Origin of the sequence: Sphingomonas mesophila, assembly GCF_003499275.1 — a bacterium.
Taxonomy (GTDB): Bacteria; Pseudomonadota; Alphaproteobacteria; order Sphingomonadales; family Sphingomonadaceae; genus Sphingomicrobium; species Sphingomicrobium mesophilum.
The window spans coordinates 1896759-1915847 of sequence record NZ_QWDF01000001.1; the positions used below are offsets into that span (position 1 = coordinate 1896759).

Annotated in this window: 23 protein-coding genes; 18 read left to right on the plus strand and 5 right to left on the minus strand. The window is 67.9% G+C overall.

The features are described from left to right. The first annotated feature begins 68 nt into the window (after window positions 1-68). Both D0Z60_RS09465 and dapD read left to right on the plus strand, forming a co-directional pair. Window positions 69-743, plus strand: coding sequence for a pyrimidine 5'-nucleotidase (locus D0Z60_RS09465; RefSeq protein WP_118858005.1), 675 nt, complete (start codon window positions 69-71; stop codon window positions 741-743). Continuing rightward, window positions 740-1561 carry a 2,3,4,5-tetrahydropyridine-2,6-dicarboxylate N-succinyltransferase gene (gene dapD / locus D0Z60_RS09470; RefSeq protein ID WP_118858006.1) on the plus strand — a complete coding sequence of 274 codons (822 nt, stop codon included), beginning with the start codon at window positions 740-742 and terminating at the stop codon, window positions 1559-1561. Before D0Z60_RS09465 ends, dapD begins: the two co-directional genes overlap by 4 nt. Window positions 1562-1564: 3 nt before the next feature. Here dapD and D0Z60_RS09475 read toward each other — a convergent pair whose 3' ends face one another. Beyond that, the gene (locus D0Z60_RS09475) at window positions 1565-2128 is read right to left on the minus strand and encodes a TlpA family protein disulfide reductase (RefSeq protein WP_338056196.1); all 564 of its coding nucleotides are present in this window, start codon (window positions 2126-2128) and stop codon (window positions 1565-1567) included. A 16-nt stretch (window positions 2129-2144) separates the two neighbouring features. On the opposite strand from D0Z60_RS09475, the gene argH reads away from it, so the two are divergent. From argH to D0Z60_RS09490, 3 genes are read left to right on the plus strand one after another with little or no spacing between them, the layout of a single operon-like run. Beyond that, window positions 2145-3518: an argininosuccinate lyase gene (gene argH / locus D0Z60_RS09480; protein WP_118858008.1), complete on the plus strand. Its 1374-nt coding sequence runs from the start codon at window positions 2145-2147 to the stop codon at window positions 3516-3518. Continuing rightward, entirely contained in the window at window positions 3518-3832 is a 315-nt protein-coding gene (locus D0Z60_RS09485; RefSeq protein ID WP_338056197.1) for a hypothetical protein, read from the plus strand. The genes argH and D0Z60_RS09485 overlap by 1 nt, the downstream gene beginning before the upstream one ends. Beyond that, window positions 3829-4695 (plus strand): UTP--glucose-1-phosphate uridylyltransferase, encoded by an 867-nt coding sequence (locus D0Z60_RS09490; protein WP_118858009.1) that lies wholly within the window; start codon window positions 3829-3831, stop codon window positions 4693-4695. The genes D0Z60_RS09485 and D0Z60_RS09490 overlap by 4 nt, the downstream gene beginning before the upstream one ends. Here the strand turns inward: D0Z60_RS09490 and D0Z60_RS09495 are convergent. Continuing rightward, a complete protein-coding gene (locus D0Z60_RS09495; protein WP_118858535.1) occupies window positions 4668-5234 on the minus strand; it encodes an HNH endonuclease in 567 nt (188 codons plus the stop codon). The genes D0Z60_RS09490 and D0Z60_RS09495 overlap by 28 nt on opposite strands. Before the next feature lie 175 nt (window positions 5235-5409). Here D0Z60_RS09495 and gluQRS point away from each other — a divergent pair, with 175 nt between their 5' ends. From gluQRS to D0Z60_RS09540, 9 genes are read left to right on the plus strand one after another with little or no spacing between them, the layout of a single operon-like run. After that, complete coding sequence (gene gluQRS / locus D0Z60_RS09500) at window positions 5410-6246, plus strand: tRNA glutamyl-Q(34) synthetase GluQRS (protein ID WP_240325601.1); 837 nt, start codon at window positions 5410-5412, stop codon at window positions 6244-6246. Between the two features lie 9 nt (window positions 6247-6255). Next, window positions 6256-6459, plus strand: a complete 204-nt coding sequence (locus D0Z60_RS09505; RefSeq protein WP_118858011.1) for an HIG1 domain-containing protein — start codon at window positions 6256-6258, stop codon at window positions 6457-6459. Window position 6460: 1 nt separating this feature from the next. Further along, window positions 6461-7024, plus strand: a complete 564-nt coding sequence (locus D0Z60_RS09510) for a cob(I)yrinic acid a,c-diamide adenosyltransferase (protein WP_118858012.1) — start codon at window positions 6461-6463, stop codon at window positions 7022-7024. Continuing rightward, complete coding sequence (gene egtB / locus D0Z60_RS09515; RefSeq protein WP_205421052.1) at window positions 6994-8283, plus strand: ergothioneine biosynthesis protein EgtB; 1290 nt, start codon at window positions 6994-6996, stop codon at window positions 8281-8283. The genes D0Z60_RS09510 and egtB overlap by 31 nt, the downstream gene beginning before the upstream one ends. Beyond that, window positions 8267-9226 (plus strand): L-histidine N(alpha)-methyltransferase, encoded by a 960-nt coding sequence (gene egtD / locus D0Z60_RS09520; protein ID WP_118858013.1) that lies wholly within the window; start codon window positions 8267-8269, stop codon window positions 9224-9226. Before egtB ends, egtD begins: the two co-directional genes overlap by 17 nt. A 35-nt stretch (window positions 9227-9261) precedes the next feature. Then, entirely contained in the window at window positions 9262-9546 is a 285-nt protein-coding gene (locus D0Z60_RS09525) for a YggT family protein (protein WP_118858014.1), read from the plus strand. 4 nt (window positions 9547-9550) lie between these two features. Continuing rightward, a complete protein-coding gene (gene folD, locus D0Z60_RS09530; RefSeq protein ID WP_118858015.1) occupies window positions 9551-10435 on the plus strand; it encodes a bifunctional methylenetetrahydrofolate dehydrogenase/methenyltetrahydrofolate cyclohydrolase FolD in 885 nt (294 codons plus the stop codon). After that, window positions 10432-11082: a hypothetical protein gene (locus D0Z60_RS09535; protein ID WP_240325602.1), complete on the plus strand. Its 651-nt coding sequence runs from the start codon at window positions 10432-10434 to the stop codon at window positions 11080-11082. The genes folD and D0Z60_RS09535 overlap by 4 nt, the downstream gene beginning before the upstream one ends. Continuing rightward, window positions 11079-11714, plus strand: a complete 636-nt coding sequence (locus D0Z60_RS09540; protein ID WP_118858016.1) for a MarC family protein — start codon at window positions 11079-11081, stop codon at window positions 11712-11714. Before D0Z60_RS09535 ends, D0Z60_RS09540 begins: the two co-directional genes overlap by 4 nt. Here the strand turns inward: D0Z60_RS09540 and D0Z60_RS09545 are convergent. Next, on the minus strand, window positions 11711-13492 hold the full coding sequence (locus tag D0Z60_RS09545; protein WP_118858017.1) for an AcrB/AcrD/AcrF family protein: 1782 nt from the start codon (window positions 13490-13492) through the stop codon (window positions 11711-11713). The two genes, D0Z60_RS09540 and D0Z60_RS09545, sit on opposite strands and share 4 nt — an antisense overlap. A gap of 69 nt (window positions 13493-13561) precedes the next feature. Here D0Z60_RS09545 and D0Z60_RS09550 point away from each other — a divergent pair, with 69 nt between their 5' ends. Both D0Z60_RS09550 and D0Z60_RS09555 read left to right on the plus strand, forming a co-directional pair. Continuing rightward, the gene (locus tag D0Z60_RS09550; RefSeq protein WP_118858018.1) at window positions 13562-14308 is read left to right on the plus strand and encodes a class I SAM-dependent methyltransferase; all 747 of its coding nucleotides are present in this window, start codon (window positions 13562-13564) and stop codon (window positions 14306-14308) included. A 4-nt stretch (window positions 14309-14312) separates the two neighbouring features. Beyond that, window positions 14313-14741 (plus strand): GtrA family protein, encoded by a 429-nt coding sequence (locus D0Z60_RS09555; protein WP_118858019.1) that lies wholly within the window; start codon window positions 14313-14315, stop codon window positions 14739-14741. Here the strand turns inward: D0Z60_RS09555 and D0Z60_RS09560 are convergent. Together D0Z60_RS09560 and D0Z60_RS09565 are read right to left on the minus strand one after the other, a co-directional pair. Further along, the gene (locus D0Z60_RS09560; RefSeq protein ID WP_118858020.1) at window positions 14634-15713 is read right to left on the minus strand and encodes a glycosyltransferase family 2 protein; all 1080 of its coding nucleotides are present in this window, start codon (window positions 15711-15713) and stop codon (window positions 14634-14636) included. The genes D0Z60_RS09555 and D0Z60_RS09560 overlap by 108 nt on opposite strands. Further along, on the minus strand, window positions 15710-17269 hold the full coding sequence (locus D0Z60_RS09565; RefSeq protein WP_118858021.1) for a hypothetical protein: 1560 nt from the start codon (window positions 17267-17269) through the stop codon (window positions 15710-15712). The genes D0Z60_RS09560 and D0Z60_RS09565 overlap by 4 nt, the downstream gene beginning before the upstream one ends. 170 nt (window positions 17270-17439) lie before the next feature. Here D0Z60_RS09565 and D0Z60_RS09570 point away from each other — a divergent pair, with 170 nt between their 5' ends. Further along, the gene (locus tag D0Z60_RS09570; RefSeq protein ID WP_118858022.1) at window positions 17440-18447 is read left to right on the plus strand and encodes a glycosyltransferase; all 1008 of its coding nucleotides are present in this window, start codon (window positions 17440-17442) and stop codon (window positions 18445-18447) included. Then, window positions 18444-19085, plus strand: coding sequence for a class I SAM-dependent methyltransferase (locus tag D0Z60_RS09575; RefSeq protein WP_118858023.1), 642 nt, complete (start codon window positions 18444-18446; stop codon window positions 19083-19085). The genes D0Z60_RS09570 and D0Z60_RS09575 overlap by 4 nt, the downstream gene beginning before the upstream one ends. Window positions 19086-19089 lie beyond the last annotated feature (4 nt).

Below are 19089 nucleotides of genomic sequence, written 5' to 3' on the forward strand. Positions count from 1 at the left end.
TGGCCTCAATATGCCTAACAAATCCTTTCATTTTGATGAAGAACGGATTTGGGCTAGGCGCGCCGGCAATGCTTGCATCCCTTCGCCACGTCGACGAGTGGATCTTCGACCTCGACAATACGCTCTATCCCGCGTCGGCGCGACTGTTCGATCTGATCGACGAGCGAATGAGCGCGTTCGTGGCGCGGACGCTGGGCTGCGATCCCAGCGAGGCGCGCCGCGTGCAGAAGCAATATTTCCGCGACCACGGCACGACGCTCAAGGGAATGATGGAGCATCACGGGGTCGATCCGCACGATTTCCTCGACGACGTGCACGACGTTCCGCTGGAGCGGATCGCGCGCGACGAGCGGCTCGGCGCCGCGCTGGAGCGGCTGCCGGGGCGCAAGTTCGTGTTCACCAACGGCCATGAGCCCTATGCGGCACGGGTGCTGGCGGCGATCGGCATCGGCGACCATTTCCATGGGCTGGTCGACATCGCGGCGTGCGACTTCCTGCCCAAGCCCGACGCCCACGGCTATCGGCTGCTGATCGAGCGGTTCGGGATCGATCCCACGCGCGCGGCGCTGGTCGAGGACATGGCGAAGAATCTGAAACCGGCCAAGGCGCTCGGGATGACGACGATATGGCTCGATAATGGATCGGATCACGGCGATCATGACGCCGATCCGGACGCGATCGACCATGTCATCGGCGATCTGACCGAATGGCTTCACTACATTCTCGAGGAACAACCGGCATGAGCGAGCAGCTGCAGACCATCATCGATTCGGCGTGGGACCGACGCGATTCGCTCACGGGCGCTGACTCGGAAGTGCGCTCGGCGGTCGAACGGGCGATCGCCAGCCTCGATTCGGGCGCGGCTCGCGTGGCCGAGCCCGACGGGGACGGCTGGCGGGTCAACCAGTGGCTCAAGAAAGCAGTGCTGCTGAGCTTCCGGCTCAATCCGATGGCGGCGATTTCCGGCGGGCCGGGCGGGGCGCAATGGTGGGACAAGGTCGACAGCAAGTTCCTCGGCTGGGATTCGAGCCAGTTCCAGGCGGCGGGCTTTCGGGCGGTGCCCGGAGCAATCGTCCGCCGCGGCGCCTACATCGCGCCGGGCGCGGTGCTGATGCCGAGCTTCGTCAACATCGGCGCTTATGTCGGCGAGGGGACGATGGTCGACACCTGGGCGACGGTCGGCAGCTGCGCGCAGATCGGCCGCAACGTCCACATCTCGGGCGGGACGGGGATCGGCGGCGTGCTCGAACCGCTGCAGGCCGGGCCGGTGATCATCGAGGACGATTGCTTCATCGGCGCGCGCAGCGAGGTCGCCGAAGGAGTGGTGGTCGAGCGCGGCGCGGTGATCTCGATGGGCGTGTTCCTCGGCGCGTCGACCAAGATCGTCGATCGGGCTTCGGGGGAAGTCCACTTCGGCCGGGTGCCGGCCTATTCGGTGGTCGTGCCGGGCACGCTTCCGGGCAAGAACGGCGGTCCGGGGCTGGCCTGCGCGGTGATCGTCAAGCGGGTCGACGAGCGCACCCGCAGCAAGACCTCGATCAACGAGCTTCTGCGCGACTGATCGCTATTTCGCCTCGGCCAGCAGCTTGGCCGCTTCGGGGCCGCTCCAGTCGAGATCCCCGGTGTAGCGCCACACCTCCTTGCCCGCGCGGTCGTAGAGCAAGGTGGTCGGCATGACTTCGACGCCGAGCGCGCTGGTCATCTTCATCTCCGGATCGAGATAGGAGCGCAGCGCGATGCCCTTCTTCTTGAGGAAGGCGTCGACGCTGGCCTTGGGCGACATGTCCTGGCTGACGACGATCACCGCGAGCGCGCCATCGACCGCGTAGCGCTGCTCGAGCTTTTGCAATGTCGGCAGCTCGCGGATGCACGGCGCGCACCACGTCGCCCACAGATTGACCAGCACTGGCGTGCCCTTGAACTTGCCAAGATCGGTCGGGCCGCCGTCGGGATTCTGGAAGGCGTCGGCGGGTGCCGGCGTGCCCGCCTTGCTCCGGTCGACGCCCTTGACCGGCCCGCCCGTCGCCGCCTCGGCCGGAGCGGCCTGATTGGCTTGAGGGGCCTCGGCCTTTTGCCTATCGCAGGCAGTGAGCGCGCCGAGCGCGAGGAGAGCGAGGATCAGCCGCACGAACGACTCCAACCGGATGTGGGGCGGGCGCTTTGCGGGCGGCCCGGCCGCGGTGATGCGCGCGATCAATTCGTCGATCGCCGTCGACCGGAGGCTATGGCGGCAGGACATCGCCGCGTCAAAGGCCCATGCCGCAATGCTCGGCGCGCAAGGGATCATAAGCGCGGACGACGCGGCGGCGATCGATCGCGGGCTCGATGCGGTGGCGGCGGAGATCGCGGGCGGCCAGTTGGTCGAGGACGAGGCACTCGAGGACATCCACATGCATGTCGAGCACCGGCTCGGCGAGCTGATCGGCGAAGCAGCGGGGCGCCTGCATACGGCGCGCTCGCGCAACGACCAGGTTGCGACCGACTTCAAGCTGTTCGTGCGCGAGGCGATCGACAAGGCGCTGGCCGCGATTGACGCACTGGAGGACGCGCTGCTCGACCGCGCCGAGGAGCATGCGGCGACAATCATGCCCGGCTTTACCCATCTTCAATCGGGCCAGCCGGTGACCCTCGGGCATCATCTGATGGCTTATGTCGCGATGCTCGGGCGCGACCGCAGCCGCTTCGGGGATGCCCGCGCGCGGCTTAACGAATGCCCGCTGGGCAGCGCCGCACTGGCCGGGACCAGCTTCCCGATCGACCGCGACGCCACCGCGGCGGCGCTCGGCTTCGACCGGCCGACCGCCAACAGCATCGATTCCGTCAGCGATCGCGATTTCGTCGTCGATTATCTTCATGCGGCGGCGCTGACCTCGGTCCATCTGTCGCGGCTGGCGGAGGAGATCGTGCTGTGGGCGTCACCGCAATTCGGCTTCGTCCACCTGCCCGACGGCTGGTCGACCGGAAGCTCAATCATGCCCAACAAGCGCAATCCCGACGCCGCCGAGCTGGTGCGCGGGCATTGCGCGCGGATCGTCGGCGATCTGGTCGCGCTGCTGGTGCTGCTGAAGGGTCTGCCGCTGGCCTATGCCAAGGATTTGCAGGACGACAAGCCGCCGCTGTTCGACGCCCACGATTTGCTGATGCTGAGCCTGGCGGCAATGGCCGGGATGGTTGCCGAGCTGGAATTCGTGCCCGAGCGGATGCGCGCGGCGGCGGCGGCCGGTCATGCGACGGCGACCGACCTTGCTGACTGGCTGGCGGTAGCGGCCGGCGTGCCGTTCCGCGAAGCGCACCATATCGCCGGGCGCGTGGTTGCGGCGGCGGACGCGGCGGGCAAGGCGCTCGACGAGATGACCATCGACGAGCTGCGCGCGATCGACCCGCGCATTGGCCCCGACGTGCTGCCCCTGTTGTCGGTCGAATCGTCGGTCGCGGCGCGGCGATCGGCTGGCGGGACTGCGCCGGAGCTTGTAGCAGCAGCGGTCCGGGCCGCACGCGAAGCCCGCGGGAGACGATGATGCGTTCGCTTGTACTGGTCCCTGCCCTGCTCCTTGCGGCGTGCGGCGATGTCGCGCCGCTCAAGCCGGCGGCCGGCCAGGCGCTTCCGGTCAAGCCGGCGCTGGCCAAGGTGACGCCCGACGCCGAGGATTTGCTTCGCCCGACGGTGATGGCCGCGCCCGAGCGGGTCGACGAGCTGGTCACCCGTTCGCTACCGCGCGAGGCCGACCGCTTCGACCTGCCCCCGCCCGACGGCGGCGCGTCGCCTCCGGCTCCGGCGGCGGAAGCCGAGGGCGAGGACGAGCAGCCGACCCGCGTCGGAGAGCCCGAATGACGGTCAAGCCGGTGCGCAAGGCGGTGTTTCCTGTTGCCGGGCTCGGCACCCGGCTGCTGCCAGCGACCAAGACCATGCCCAAGGAGATGCTGACGATCGTCGATCGGCCGCTGATCCAATATGCGGTCGACGAGGCGCGCGAGGCGGGGATCGAGCAGCTGATCTTCGTCACCGGCCGCGGCAAGGGATCGCTGGTCGATTATTTCGACATGAGCTTCGAGCTCGAGGCGACGATGGAAAAGGCCGGCAAAAGCCTCGACGCGCTGCAATCCTCGCGCACCGATTATGGCGAGATCGTCGCCGTCCGCCAGCAACGGCCGCTCGGGCTCGGTCATGCGGTATGGTGCGCGCGGCATGTGGTCGGCGACGAGCCGTTCGCGGTGCTGCTGCCCGACGATTTGATGGTGCCGGGCGCGCTCAAGCAGATGGTCGCGGCATACAATGAGGTCGGCGGAAATATCGTCTGCGCCGCCGAGGTGCCGCGCGACAAGACCGCCAGCTACGGCATCGTCACGCCCGGAGCGCGGGACGGCAACCGGACCGAGGTCAAAGGGCTGGTCGAGAAGCCCAAGCCGGAATTGGCGCCGTCGACGCTGGCGGTGATCGGCCGCTACATCCTCCAACCCGAGGTGATGGGCGTGCTCGACGCGCAGGAACCCGGCGCGGGCGGCGAAATCCAGCTCACCGACGCGATGGCGCGGCTGATCGGCCGCCAGCCGTTCCACGCGGTTACGGTCGACGCGGTGCGCTATGATTGCGGGACCAAGCTCGGATTCGTGACCGCCAACCTCGCGCTCGGGCTCGCGGATGCGGAGATCGGCGCCGACCTGCGCAACTACGCCTCCAGTTCGATGTCCCAGTAGAGGTAGTCGCGCCAGCTGGCGTGGAGGTAATTGGGCGGGAAGCTCTTGCCGTGGTCCTGGAGTTGCCAGCTGGTCGGGCGGATCGGTTCGCGGTGGATGTGCATGCCGGCCTGGCGTGGGGTCCGCCCACCCTTCTTGAGATTGCACGGAGCGCAGGCGGTGGCGACATTCTCCCACGTCGTGCGACCGCCCTGGGCGCGGGGGATGACGTGGTCGAAGGTGAGTTCCTTCGGGCTTGCGCAATAGACGCAGCGGAAGCGGTCGCGCAGGAACAGGTTGAAGCGCGTGAACGCCGGATATTCGTTGGGCCGGACGAATTGGCGCAGCGCGATGACGCTCGGCAGCTTGAGCGCCTGGCTCGGCGAATGGACCTCGCGGTCGTAATGGGCGACGACGTCGACGCGTTCGAGGAACATCGCCTTGACCGCGGTCTGCCATGGCCACAGGCTCAGCGGGTAATAGCTCAGCGGCGTGTAGTCGGCGTTGAGCACCAGCGCCGGGCAGCTGTCGGGATGGCGGAGGAGATCGGGGTGGTACACGCGCGCGTTGCTCCCGTTCGGATCACCGCCGAACACAAGCTTCCCCCGGCCCCGTCGCACGCAAGGAGGAGAGGCCGGTGCGGCCGTCTTCCCTTGTCACACCGCGGATGCCAACCCGCGATGACAGCATGATGAATCGAACGGTGAATCCGCGTCAAGAGGCGATTGCGTGGGCGTGACCACGAGCCGCTTCGCGCCCTCGCCCTCAGGGCGGCTGCATCTCGGCCATGCTTACTCCGCGGTGATCGGACGATCGGGCGCGGAGCGATGGCTGCTGAGGATCGAGGACCTCGACCCGGGCCGCTGCCGCGCCGAGTTCGTCGACGGGATTATGGAGGACCTCGACTGGCTGGGGCTCAAGGTCGATGGCGAGCCGCTGGTCCAGTCGCAGCGCGTCGCAGCCTATGCCGATGCGCTCGAGCAGCTGCGGGCGGCGGGGCTGGTCTACCCGTGCTTCTGCACGCGGGCCGACATCGCCGCGTCGCTGACCGCGCCGCACGGCGATGCCGGGGCGCATTATCCCGGCACCTGCCGCGGCCTGCCGGACGATCCCGATCGCCGATCAGCCGTTCCGCATAGCTGGCGCCTCGACTCGGCGCGGGCGATCGCGCGGGCTGGGCTGCGCGGCTGGACCGAGGCCGACGGCACGGCGTTTGCGGCCGATCCGAAAGACGTCGGCGATGCGATCCTGGCGCGAAAGGACGCGCCGGCGTCCTACCATCTGGCGTGCGTCGTGGACGATGCGGCGAGCGGGGTCGATCTGGTGGTGCGCGGCGAGGACTTGCGGCCCTCGACCACGGTGCAGCGGCTCCTGCAGGCGCTACTGGGACTGCCCGCGCCGACCTATCTGCACCATCCGCTAGTGCTGCACGAGGACGGGCGGCGGCTGGCCAAGCGCGACCAGGCGCCGACGCTGGCCGCGATGCGGGCTGCAGGGGTCGACGGGCGAGCGCTCGCGGGTGAGCTCGCTACCGGCTTTCTGCCCCTAGGATTCCGGCTGTCGAATGCCTAAATCCAACCCATGAACGCGCTGCTCATCATCGCCCTCCTGGTCGCCATGGGCGCGACCGCCTATGTGCTGGTACGCGGGGTCATGGCGATGGCCTCGGGCAAGGATATCTCCGGCCAGCAACAGCAGATGTATATGCGCAAACGGGTGCTGTATCAGGGCGTGGCGATCATGCTGGTGGTGCTGATCCTGCTGCTCGCCGGCGGGCGCGCGTAAGCTGGTCAAGCTCAACAAGATTTACACGCGCACCGGCGACGACGGATCGGCCGGGCTGGTCGACGGGAGCCGGGTCAGCAAGGCGAGCGCGCGGATGGCAGCGATCGGCGAGGTCGACGAGGCCAATTCGGCGCTCGGCGTGGCGATCGCCGCGCTCGAGCCCGGCCCGCTGGCGGCGGACCTTCGGCTGGTCCAGAACGAGCTGTTCGATCTCGGCGCCGACCTTGCGACGCCGGGCGAGGTCGAAGGCGCGTTGCGGATCGTCGCCGACCAGGTCGAGCGGCTCGAGAAACGGATCGACGTGCTCAACGCCGAGCTGAATCCGCTGACCAGTTTCATCCTGCCCGGCGGGTCGATGGCGGCGGCGCAATTGCATTTGGCGCGCGGGATCGTCCGGCGCGCCGAGCGGGCGGCGGTGGCGCTGGCGGCGATCGACACCGTGAATGCCCAGGCGCTGGCCTACCTCAATCGGCTGTCGGACCATTTGTTCGTCGCGGCGCGTTGGACGGCGGCTCAGGAGGGAGGCGACGTGCTGTGGCAACCCGGCGCCACCAGGACCAGCTAGCGGACGACCTGCCGACCCGGCTGGCAGCGACCCGCGCGCTGACGCTGGCGCTGGCCGAGCCGCTGAGCGACGCCGACGCGACGATCCAGCCGCACCCCGATGCGAGCCCGGCGAAATGGCATCTGGCGCATTCGACCTGGTTCTTCGAGACCTTCGTGCTGCGTGACCATTCGCCCGGCTACCAAGCTTACGACGAGCGGTGGGCGTATCTGTTTAACAGCTATTACGAGGGCGAGGGCGAGCGCCACGAGCGGGCGCGGCGCGGGATGATCAGCCGGCCGAGCCTGGACGAGGTGCGGGCATGGCGGGCGACGGTGGATAGCGCGCTGCAGGAGGCGCTGCCGGGACTGCCGGATCGAGCGCGGGCGCTGGTCGAGCTTGGCATCCAGCACGAGCAGCAGCACCAGGAATTGTTCCTGACCGACATTCTCGCGACCTTTGCCGAGAATCCATTGGAGCCAGCTTATGGTCCGCTTCGTCATTGCGAGCGCAGCGAAGCAATCCAGCCTTCCGCCGCTGGATTGCCGCGCCGCTTCGCGGCTCGCAATGACGGGGGTGGATGGCTGCCCGGGCTCGACGGGATCGTCGAGATTGGCGCGACCGGGGAGACATTCGCTTATGATTGCGAGACTCCGCGGCACCGGGTGCTGCTCCATCCTCACGCCATTGCTGGGCGCTGCGTGAGTAACGGCGAGTGGCGCGAGTTCATGGCCGAGGGGGGCTACGACGAACCGCGGCTGTGGCTGAGCGAGGGTTGGGACTGGCGCCGGGCTAATGGCATCGAGCGGCCGCTGTACTGGGCCGAGGACGGGCAGTCGGCGTTTACGCTCGCGGGGCGGCGCGACATCGACCCCGCCGCGCCGGTGGCGCACGTTAGCTTCTACGAGGCTGACGCCTTTGCGCGTTGGGCCGGGGCGCGGCTTCCGACCGAGGCCGAATGGGAAAGCTGCTTTGCCACGGCCGACCCGACAATCGGGAATCAACTGGACGAGGCATGCGCGGTGTTGCCGAAATCGGGCGGAGGCCCGTTCGGCGAGGTGTGGCAGTGGACCGGATCGGCGTTCCTGCCCTACCCCGGTTTCGTGCCCGCCGAGGGCACGGTCGGCGAGTATAATGGCAAGTTCATGTGCGGGCAGTTCGTGCTGAAAGGCGCAAGCTGCGCCACGCCGCGCGGCCACAGCCGGGTGAGCTATCGCAACTTCTTCCCGGCGGGCGCGCGCTGGCAGTTCACGGGGGTGCGGCTTGCGCGCGATATCTGAGGAGGTCGATCCCGCGTTTCGCGCCGACGTGCTGAAGGGCCTTGCCGAGCCGGTTCCGGCGATCCCCGCGCGCTGGCTCTACGACCGGCGCGGAAGCGAGTTGTTCGACGCCATCACGCGCCTGCCGTCCTATTATCCGACGCGCACCGAGACCGCTTTGCTCGAGCGGATCGTTCCGGAGGTCGCTGAGCTTTGCGGGCGCGGCGGCGCCGTGATCGAGTTCGGCGCGGGATCGCAGACCAAGACCCCGCTCCTGCTCGCGGCAGTCCGGCCGCGCGCGTTCGTTCCGATCGACATCAGCGGCGAGTATCTCAAGGACAGCGCGGCGGAGGTCGACGCCGACCATGAGCGGGTCGCGGTCTATCCGGTGGTCGCCGACTTCACGCGCGAGGTGGTGCTTCCGAGCGAAATCGACGGGCTGGCGCGGCTCGGCTTCTTCCCTGGATCGACGATCGGCAATTTCATTCCGCGCAGCGCGACCGATTTGCTGCGCCATTTCCGGACCATTCTCGGCACCGGGGCGCTGCTGTTGATCGGGATGGACCGGTTGAAGCCGGTCGAGCGATTGCTCGCGGCCTATGACGATCCGGAGGGGGTGACGGCCGAATTCAACCTGAACCTGCTGCACCGGATCAACCGCGAACTGGACGGCGACGTTCCGGTCGACGCGTTCCGCCACGAGGCGCGGTGGAACGACATGCTGGCGCGGATCGAGATGCATCTGGTGGCGGCGCGCGACGTGGCGTTTTCGGTCTCAGGGCGGCCGTTCCAGTTCGCCGCGGGGCAATCGATCCACAGCGAGAACAGCCATAAATACGGGCCGCGCGGCGGGCGGCTGCTGCTGCTCGCGGGCGGGTGGACCCCGCTCAAGGAGTGGGTCGCGGACAATGGCGACTTTGCGGTGATCCTGGCCGAGGCCCAGCGCGAGCGGTTCGCGCCGTGATTGATGCCACGCGCGGCGCCCGCTAGGACCGCTTCATGACGACCTTCATCGCGATCCTGCTGTTTCTCCTCAACGTGCTCGGCTGGCTGGTGATCGCCTCGGCGATCCTCAGCCTGTTGTTCGCGTTCAACGTGCTCAACCATTCGAACAGCGGGCTGCGCGGGATCATGGACGGACTCGACCGCCTGCTCGAGCCGCTCTACCGGCCGTTCCGCAAGGTGCTTCCGGCGACCGGCGGGATCGATTGGTCGCCGTTCCTGCTGTTGGTCACGATCGGCGTGCTGCGCATCATCCTGACCAGCGTCGTCGCCCCGGTGTGAGCGCATGAGCGCGCGGCGGATCGACGGCAAGGGGATCGCCGAGGCGCTTCGGGCGCGGATCGCCGACGGGGTCGCCGCCTTCCGCGAGACGGTCGGCCGGCCGCCCGGGCTGGCGGTCGTGCTGGTCGGCGAGGACCCGGCGAGCAGCGTCTATGTGCGGTCCAAGGGCAAGGCGACCGGGGCGGCCGGGATGCGCTCGGTCGAGCATCGGCTGGCCGATAGCGTCAGCGAGGCTGAACTGCTGGCGCTGATCGGCGAATTGAACCGCGATCCGGGCATCGACGGGATCCTGGTCCAGCTGCCGCTGCCCGGGCAGATCGATGAGCAACGGGTCATTGCGGCGATCGACCCGGCCAAGGATGTCGACGGCTTCCATGTCGAGAATGCCGGCAGGCTGGCGGTCGGCGGTGAGGCGCTGGTGCCGTGCACGCCGCTGGGGTGCCTGCACCTGCTGAAGGCGGAGCTGGGTGACCTCACCGGCAAGGATGCGGTGGTGATCGGGCGTTCCAACATCGTCGGCAAGCCGATGGCGCTGCTGCTGCTGGCCGAAAGCTGCACCGTGACGATCGCCCACAGCCGGACCCGCGACCTGCCGGAGCTGTGCCGGCGGGCGGACATATTGGTCGCCGCGGTCGGCCGGGCGGAGATGGTGCGGGGCGCGTGGGTGAAGCCGGGCGCGGTGGTGATCGATGTGGGCATCAACCGCATCGCCGGAGGGGACGGCAAGGGCCGACTGGTCGGCGACGTCGCTTTTGACGAGGTGGCCGAAGTGGCCGCCGCGATCACGCCGGTTCCGGGCGGGGTGGGGCCGATGACCATCGCCATGCTACTCAGGAACACGCTCGTCGCCGCGCACCGCCGCGAGGGGCTGGAGGAACCGCGCCTGTGATCATCGCCTTGCTCGTCGTCGCCGCCGCGCCGGCCGCGCCGCCGCCGAAACCCGCGCCGATGTCGGCGATCGACGCCGAGCGCGCGTTCGCCGCCGATGCCCAGAAGATCGGCCAGTGGACCGCGTTCAGGAAATGGTCGACGCCCGACGCGCTGATGTTCACGCCGCAGCCGGTGCGGGCGCACGACTTCGTCGGCAAGCTCAAGGACCCCGAGCACGCAGTGTGGTGGTGGCCGGGGCGGAGCTATGTGTCGTGCGACGGGCGGGTCGCGATCAACACCGGGCCGTGGGTGCGCGGCTTCGGCAAGTCGGTCGGTTATTTCACCACAGTGTGGGTGCGTCAGCCGGACGGGTCGTGGAAATGGACCTATGACGCCGGCGACGAGCTGAAATTCGCGCGCGACGAGGGCGGCGACATCAAGCCGGTGATCGCGGCCTGCGGCAAACGGCCGCCCGCCCCAGCTGTGCCGGCGGCGCCAGCGAGCTTCCGCAAGCCCGTCAAGAGCGGCAGCGGCACCAGTCTCGACCGCACGCTGGTGTGGAGCTGGGTGGTGGATTCCACCGGAGCGCGCCGCTTTGTCGCGCAATTGTGGGACGGCAAGGTGTGGCAGCCGGTGATCGACGACAAGGTTGCGGCGGCGCCATGATCGAGCTGTTCACCAGCGCCTTCATCACGCTCGCGGTGATCGTCGACCCGCCGGGCTGCGCGCCAATTTTCGCCTCGCTGACCGGCGGTGCAAGCGCGGCCGAGCGGCGGCGGATGGCGGTCAGGAGCTGCGTCGTCGCCTGGTGCATCCTGATGTTCTTCGCCTTGTTCGGCGAGGCGCTGCTGACCCACCTCGGTGTGTCGCTGTCGGCGTTTCGGCTGGCGGGCGGGATCATGCTGTTCATGATCGCGCTCGACATGGTGTTCGAGCGGCGCACCGAACGGCGCGAGGAGCGGGCCGAGGAGATCAAGGGGACGCCCGAGGCCGAGGACGTCAGCATCTTCCCGATGGCGATCCCGATGATCGCCGGACCGGGCTCGATCGCTTCGGTGATGCTCTTGAATGCGCGGGCCGAGGGAATGCAGGAATCGCTGGTGGTGCTGGGCGCGATGACCTTGGTGATCGTGCTGACGCTGGTTGCGCTGCTCGCGGCGGGGCCGCTGATGCGGTTCGTCGGGGCCAAGGTCGAAGCGATGATCACGCGGATTTTGGGCGTGATCCTGGCCGCGCTGGCGACCCAGTTCGTGCTCGACGGACTAGGGCGGAGCCTGCCGGGGCTGGCTGGGAGCTAGGGGCGCTTCACGCGCCACAGCTTGAGCGGCGAGCCTTCGGGCAGCGGCACCGGATCGAGCCAGGCCGGGATACGGCCGGACGCGAGCTGGACATAAAAGCCGCGCGGGGCCTCGGCCATGTAGACCGTGGCCTGGCTCATCATCGGGCAGATGAGGACGTAGTCGGCGCGGTATTTGTCGGCCAACACGCGGGCTTCGTCGGGGGTGCCGCGGAAGAACTTCATCGCGTCGACGATCTGCGGACCGTTGCGGTGATAGGGGCCGATGATCGCGCGGTGCGGGGTGATCGCGATCAGCCGCGGGGCGAGGTCGCCGAAGGTGAACATGGTCGCCGGCGGGAGCTTGGCGATCGGGCGCATCGCGGCGAGCGTCGGGCAGCTGGCATTGGCGCGGGCGACCGCCAACTGGCGCTCGGTGCGCGGCGGATTGGGGGCGAATTGGTCAAGCAGCAGCGGGACCAGTCCGCCGAGCGCCAGCAGCACGAGCAGGGTCGTGCCGAGCGTGCGCACCAGCATGTGGCGCGAATTGTAGAGCCTGGGCCCGACCAGCACGGCGAGCGCGACCGCGCCGGGAATGGCCATCATCTGCGCCGCCGGGCCGGTCCGCGACTGCCAGAACAAGAGGGCGGTGGCGGTGAGCGCAATGGCGCCGGCGGCGAGCACTTGCGGCAGGCGCGGGTCGCGGCGGCGAAACCAGGCGAGGACCGCCCAGCCGATCAGCCCGGTGGCGGGGAGCGCGATGATCGTCGCGGCGGTCTTCCACGGGTGGCGGTAGAACGGCCGCGCCTCGCGCACATGGCTGAGCCACAACTGATAGACCTCGTCGCTGACGCCTTCGAGCCGCGACAGGCAATGCGGCCAGACCAAAGCGTGAAAGCCGGCGATGATCGCGCCCGCCGCCACCGCTACGACCAGTCGCGTCTTCCAGCTGGCAGGCGACCACCAGGCGAGGGCCAGCATCAGCGCGCCGCCGACCAGCGCGTCGCTGAGCCAGACCGGTGACAGGGCGTCGCACACCGCGAGGCGATTGTCGTTCGAAGCGAAGAGGAGGAAGGCGAGCGCGGTGCCGCCCGACAGGCTGGCGGCATAGGCCCCGAGACGGCGGCGCTGACCCGCGTCGGCGACCCACATCAGCACCTGCGCGACACCGGCCAGCGCGAGGTAGATCATGAGCTCGAGCCCGATCGCCAGCGACAGCGCGGACGCCAGGCCGACGGTTACTCCGCCGCGCGCGCGCCGCGGGTCGGCGAGGCCGGCGACGGCAATCGCGAGGAAGGCGAGTTGCCAGCCGTGATGGTCGATCCGGGTGGGCACGAATTGCGCGACGCACGAGCCGGCGAAGAACAGGCAGACCACCATCAGCGGCCAAGCCGACGGATGGACCAAGCGGCGGATGGTCAGCGCCAGCGCGATCATCAGTACTGCCAGCGGCAGGATCGGAGCGACCGCCACGGCGAACATCTCGGCCTGCGGGCCGCCGAGGAACAGCCGGCCGAGGAGGATCAGACCGGCCAGCGGCAGGTCGACCAACCGGCTCCAGTGCATGTTGGCGCCGTCGGGGGCGTTAAGCCGATATTGCCTCAGGTCGAACCAATCCTGGCCATTGTTGAGCCAGGCGCGCACCTGGGCGATGCGCATATTGTCGTCGGTGTCGCTGAGCGCGAAATTCTGGATGTTGGCCCAGCGCGACCAGATCAGATAGGCGAAGAACAGAGCGTAGGCGGCGAAGAGCAGCGGCAGCCAATGCCTGTCGACGAACGCCTTGACCCGCTCTTCCACGCTGCCATTCCTTGCACTGCCCCGGGTTTCGCGCTCTAGCGGCGATTAGGCGAAGGGCAAGGCAAAGCGATGAGCGACCACGCGTACAACGAGGACTTCTACACCTATATCGACGCCGGATCGCGGCGCTCAGCGCGGGCGGTAGCGGCGCTGCTTCTGCCCGAGATGCGGATTGAAAGCCTGCTCGATGTCGGTGCTGGTCACGGCGCGTGGGCGGCGGAATGGCTGAAGGCCGGTGTCGCCGACGTGGTCGCGGTCGACGGCGACTATGTCCGCGCCGACCAGCTCGCCGTTCCGGCGGAGCGCTTCCGGGCGCACGACCTCACCACCGCGCTCGACCTGCAGCGCAAGTTCGACCTGGTCCAGACGCTCGAGGTTGCCGAGCATTTGCCGGCGGCCAAGGCCGATCTATTCGTCGACAACCTAGTGCGCCACGGCGACGTGATCCTGTTCTCGGCCGCGGTCCCGCACCAGGGTGGAGAGCATCACGTCAACGAGCAGCCGCCGGAATATTGGCGGGCCAAGCTAAAGGCGCGCGGATATGGCGTGTTCGACTTCGTTCGACCAGCGCTGGCCGGCCGCGACGAGGTGATGCCGTGGTATAGGTTCAACACCTTCCTCTACGCCAATTCGGCAGGCGAAAAGCGGCTGTCACAGCGGATCCTGGCGAGCCGAGTTGCGGACGACCGGCCGCTTGAGATTGGCGGCGACCTCAAGTGGGCGCTTAGACGAGCCGCGGTGCGGTTGATCCCCACCGCCCTGGTCAAGCCGATCGCCATGGCCAAGGCCAGGCTGGAGGCGGCGGCCCGGCGGTGAGCCAGTGGTAAGAAAGCACATCGAGCGGATCTCCGCCGACCCGGAAGCGCGTGCGGCGCTGGTCCAGCTCGCCCGCTACGGGATCGTTGGAGTGGCGATCACCCTGCTCGGCCAGGCGATCTATTTCGTGCTTGCCGAGACGCGTACGACCACCCCGCTTGTCGCGATTGCCATCGCCTGGGTCGTCGGGGTGACGGTCGGCTATTTTGCGCACGGCTGGGTCAGCTTCGCCGGGCACGGAGCGCGCGAGAACCATGCCGCGATGTCGACCCGCTTCATCGCGGTCAATTTGATTGGTTATGCGCTCAACAGCTTCTGGGTGTGGCTACTCGTCGAGTGGCTCGGTGGGCCCAACTGGTGGCCGATCCCGCCCAACGTCATTCTGACTCCATTGATGACCTTCTGGCTTCACCGCCACTGGACCTTCCGCTGAGGCGATAAGGCCGAGCGGCGGCCGCTGTGCCGCGCCCTCGACGCGCCGCCCGACGATGTCTTGGACGATGTACAGCGGCCGCTGCTTGGCTTGGCTGTAGAGCCGCCCGATATATTCGCCGAGCAGGCCGAGCACGAACATCTGCACCGCGCCGAGAACCACCACGACCAGCATCAGCGAGGTCCAGCCCTGGATCGTCTCGCCCGTCGCCCACGACCAACCGATGTAGGCGATCAGCACCAGCGAGCCGAGCGCGAGCCACAGGCCGGCATGGCTGGCAAGCTTGAGCGGCGCAGACGAAAAGCCGGTCAGCGCGTCGAGCGCGAAGCGGATCATTTTCCGCAGCGGATATTTGGTCACGCCGGCGTAACGTTCGTCGCGCTGGTAGGCGAACGGCACCTGCTTGAAGCCGATCCACGCCACCATGCCGCGGATGAAGCGCGATTGTTCGGGCATCGCCAGCAGCGCATCGAGCGCGCGCCGGCTCATCAGCCGGAAATCGCCGGCGTCGACCGGAATGTCGACCTCGGTCGCGCGCGCCAGCAGCCGGTAGAAGGCGGCCGCGGTGGCGCGCTTAAAGCGGGTTTCGCCGGGCCGGGCGGTGCGCACGCCATAGATCACGTCCGCGCCATCGCGGTCCATTGCTGCGAGCATGTCGGAGAGCAGCTCGGGCGGATCCTGAAGGTCGGCGTCGATGATCAGGATGCGATTGCCGCGGGCAAGGTCCAGCCCGGCGGTCAGCGCCAACTGATGTCCGTGATTGCGCGATAAATCGACGGCGACGAGGCGCGGGTCGGCCGCGGCGAGATCGGCCATGATGGGCCAGCTGCGGTCGGTCGAGCCATCATTGACCAGCACTAGTTCGTAATCCTCGCCCGCGGCGGAACGCGCGGCGGCGGACAGGCGCTGGTGGAGGACGGCAAGGCATTCCTGCTCGTTGAAGCAGGGGACGACGATCGACAGCGCGGTCATGGCGCCTCCTTGGCGCGGGCGGGTGCCCTTGCATAGAGCGCGCTGCCCTCCCCGCGCCACACCGGGCGATAGCCGTCAAGGGAGGCCGGGTCGAACGGCGGGACGTCAACCAGCCAGACATAGTCGAACGCGTCGCGAGGGATCGCGCGCATCGCCTGGTCGGGAGTCGGCGAGCGGCGGGTCGGGCACGCGGGATCGCTGACCATTTGCGACGGATCGGCGCGGAAGCGGCCAGCGGCGTCGTAGCGCACCGTCAGCAGATTGGCGCCCTCGATCGCCCATTGCTCGTTGGCGAAGGCATGGCGGCGGACGATCGCCATCGCGCCGAGATGCGAGGTCCGGAATAAGGGCCACGGGGCGTTGCAGCCCTGGCCGACGAGATAGACCAGCGCTGAGCCGCGGCGGACATGGTCGAGCGCCTTAAGCTGACGCTGCTGGCGGTCGGAGGCGATGGCGAGACTGGCGGTGGTAACCGCAACCTTGGCGACGAACAGGCTGACCGACACCACAGCGAGCATCCCGGCGAGACCTTCCGGCGGCACTTTTCGCTCGCGGATGGCGAGGGCGAACACCGCCATTGCGTAAGGCGCGAGGCGCATGTCGGCATAAGCCGAACCGAACACGGTCCACGGCAACAGGACGAAGGCGAGGGTCAGCGCCAGCGCCGAGAAAGCTAGGTTGCGGGACAGGGTGTAGGCTCGGGTCGCGAGGGCGAGCAGCACGGCGATCCCGATCAGGGTCAGGATTGCGGTGTCGATCGACTGCCACTGGTCGCGCAGCGCCCACACCAGCCACAGCGCCTTCACCTGCCAATTGAACCAGCCGAAGGTGGGCGCGCCGGTAATATCGCTTCGCCAGGCGAGCATAATCAGCGCCGGCCCGGCCAGCGCCAGCGCGTGCAGCGCTGCCTTTAGCCCGGCCTTGAACCAGCCGATCCCGCGATCGTGCTGGCGCACCGCCTCGGCCGAGAAGCACAGCAGGCCGAGCGTGCCCCAGCCGAAGGTGTGGCAGATGAAGACCACGAAGCTGATCGGGACGAACAGCAGCAGCCGCAGGCGGTCGCGGTTCAATCGCGCGAGGCGCAGCCACAAGCCGAAAGCAAGCAGCGCAAGCGCCATCGACAAAGTGAAATTGAGAAAGCCGAACAGGAATGGGTGCGAGAAGGCGAATGGCAGCGCCAAAGCGGCGGTCGGGGGCAAGCGGTGGTGGACCTCGCGCGCGACCCACAGCAGGCCGGCAACAGTCAGCGGCGGGATGGCGAGCGCGATCAGCTTGACCGCCAATTCAAGGCCGAACAATTTGGCCAGCGGCAGGATCAGCAGGTCGACTCCGAGATTGCCAATCGGCTGCCATCGGAAATCAAAATAGCGCTGGAGTTCGGGCGAGGTCGCGAGGTCGAGCTCGACCCGATAGCGGCCCATATGGCCGAGCAAGTCGACCAGCGGCGGGACGGGCGGATAAAGCAAGGGCACGAAGGCGAGCAGAATCATCGCGGCGACGAAGCCGCGCGTCTCCCACCATGGGCGGTGCCCCGCCGGCCTGCCGTCCTCCGCCATGTCGCCCCTTCGTGAGCCTATCGCGTTTAGCCGTTCGCCGCCGACTGTAAACGGCGGTTTGGCGGATGGCCCGTTAACCGTGACGCTTAAGCCGCCACGCATCGCCGCTGCGGCGATTTCGTTAACCTTTTTGCGCTTAGGTGTCCGCTCGAGGCGAAGAGGGCGCGACGATGGGTAAGGTTGTAACTGGCGGCGGCGGTTCGGGCATGCCGATCCTGCTTTATGGCGTGCTCGCCTTCTGCACCGGCATCGCGATGTACCTCGCCGGCGTGCTGCTGGTGTTCCCGCGCTATCTGCTCGACCTGCGCGCCGAGCTCGATCCGGTCGCCGAATGGCTGGTGTGGTATTCAGGCGTTCCGATCGTCGCCGGGATCGCGATGGCGCTGACCGACCTGCTGATCTTCCACCCGCGCAAGAAGCCCGACGTGCCGGTACGCTACACGCCGGTGCGCGAGGCGCGAGTGACGGTCGCGCTCACCGCCTACAATGACGAAGAAGCGATCGGCCCGGCAGTGCGCGACTTCCTGGCGCATCCGATGGTGGCGCGGGTGATCGTCGTCAGCAACAACAGCAGCGACGCGACCTTCGCGCGGGCCAGTGCGGCGGGGGCGATCACGTTCAACGAGATGAAGCCCGGCTATGGCCGTTGCGTCCACCGCTGCCTGAGTGAGGCGGCGCGGTTCACCGACACCGACTTCGTCGTGCTGAGCGAGGGCGACTGCACCTTCTTGGCGTACGACATCGAGAAATTGATCGCCTATGCGCCGCATGCCGACATCGTCAACGGAACGCGGATCGTTGAGCCGCTGCGCCAATACCAGACGCAGCTGTCGACCTTCATGTATTATGGCAATCTGTTCGTCGGGAAGCTGCTTGAGTTCAAGCACCTCGGGCGGGGCACGATCACCGATGTCGGGACGACTTACAAATTGTGCCGCCGCGACGCCCTGCTGCGGCTGCTGCCGAGGCTCAATCCGGCGGTCAACTTGGAATTCAACGCGCATTTGCTCGACACCGCGCTGGCCAGCGACCTAGTGCTGCTGGAATGCCCGATCACCTTCCATCCGCGGGTCGGCGTGTCGAAGGGCGGCAACATCAACAATTGGCGCGGCCTGACGGTCGGCACGCGGATGATCCGCGGGCTGGTGTTCGGCTGGCAGAGGCAGGCGGCGGCGTGAGCGATGGCAGCTATCACCAATCGCGGCTGACCAAGGACGACAAGCGCGCCACGGTGTGGGGTGCGCTGTGGCGCTATTTCTTTTCGCGGCGGATCGCGCCGGACGATACGGTGCTCGACCTCGGCTGCGGCTATGGCGAATTCATCAACCAGGTGCGCGCGCGGCGGCGGATCGCGGTCGACCTGTGGGACGGCATGCCGGCCCATGTCGCGCCTGGGGTCGAGACGATAGTCGGGCCGGTCAGCGACCTGTCGGCGATCGCCGACGGCGCGGTCGACTACGCCTTTTCGAGCAATCTGTTCGAGCATCTCACCAAAGACGAGCTAGCGGCGACCCTGGCGCAGCTGAAGGCCAAGCTCGCGCCGGGAGGGACGCTGACCACGCTCCAGCCCAACTACCGTTATTGCGCGCAGGAGTATTTCGACGACTATACCCATGTCACGGTGTGGAGCCACGTCAGCCTGGCCGATTTCCTTGAGGCCAATGGCTTTGAGGTGATCGAGGTTCGGCCGCGCTTCCTGCCGCTGACGGTGAAATCGCGGCTGCCGGTGTGGCCGCCGCTGATCGCCGCCTATCTCGCCTCGCCGATGAAGCCGTTAGGCAAGCAGATGCTGCTCGTCGCCCGCCCGCGCGGTTGAAACC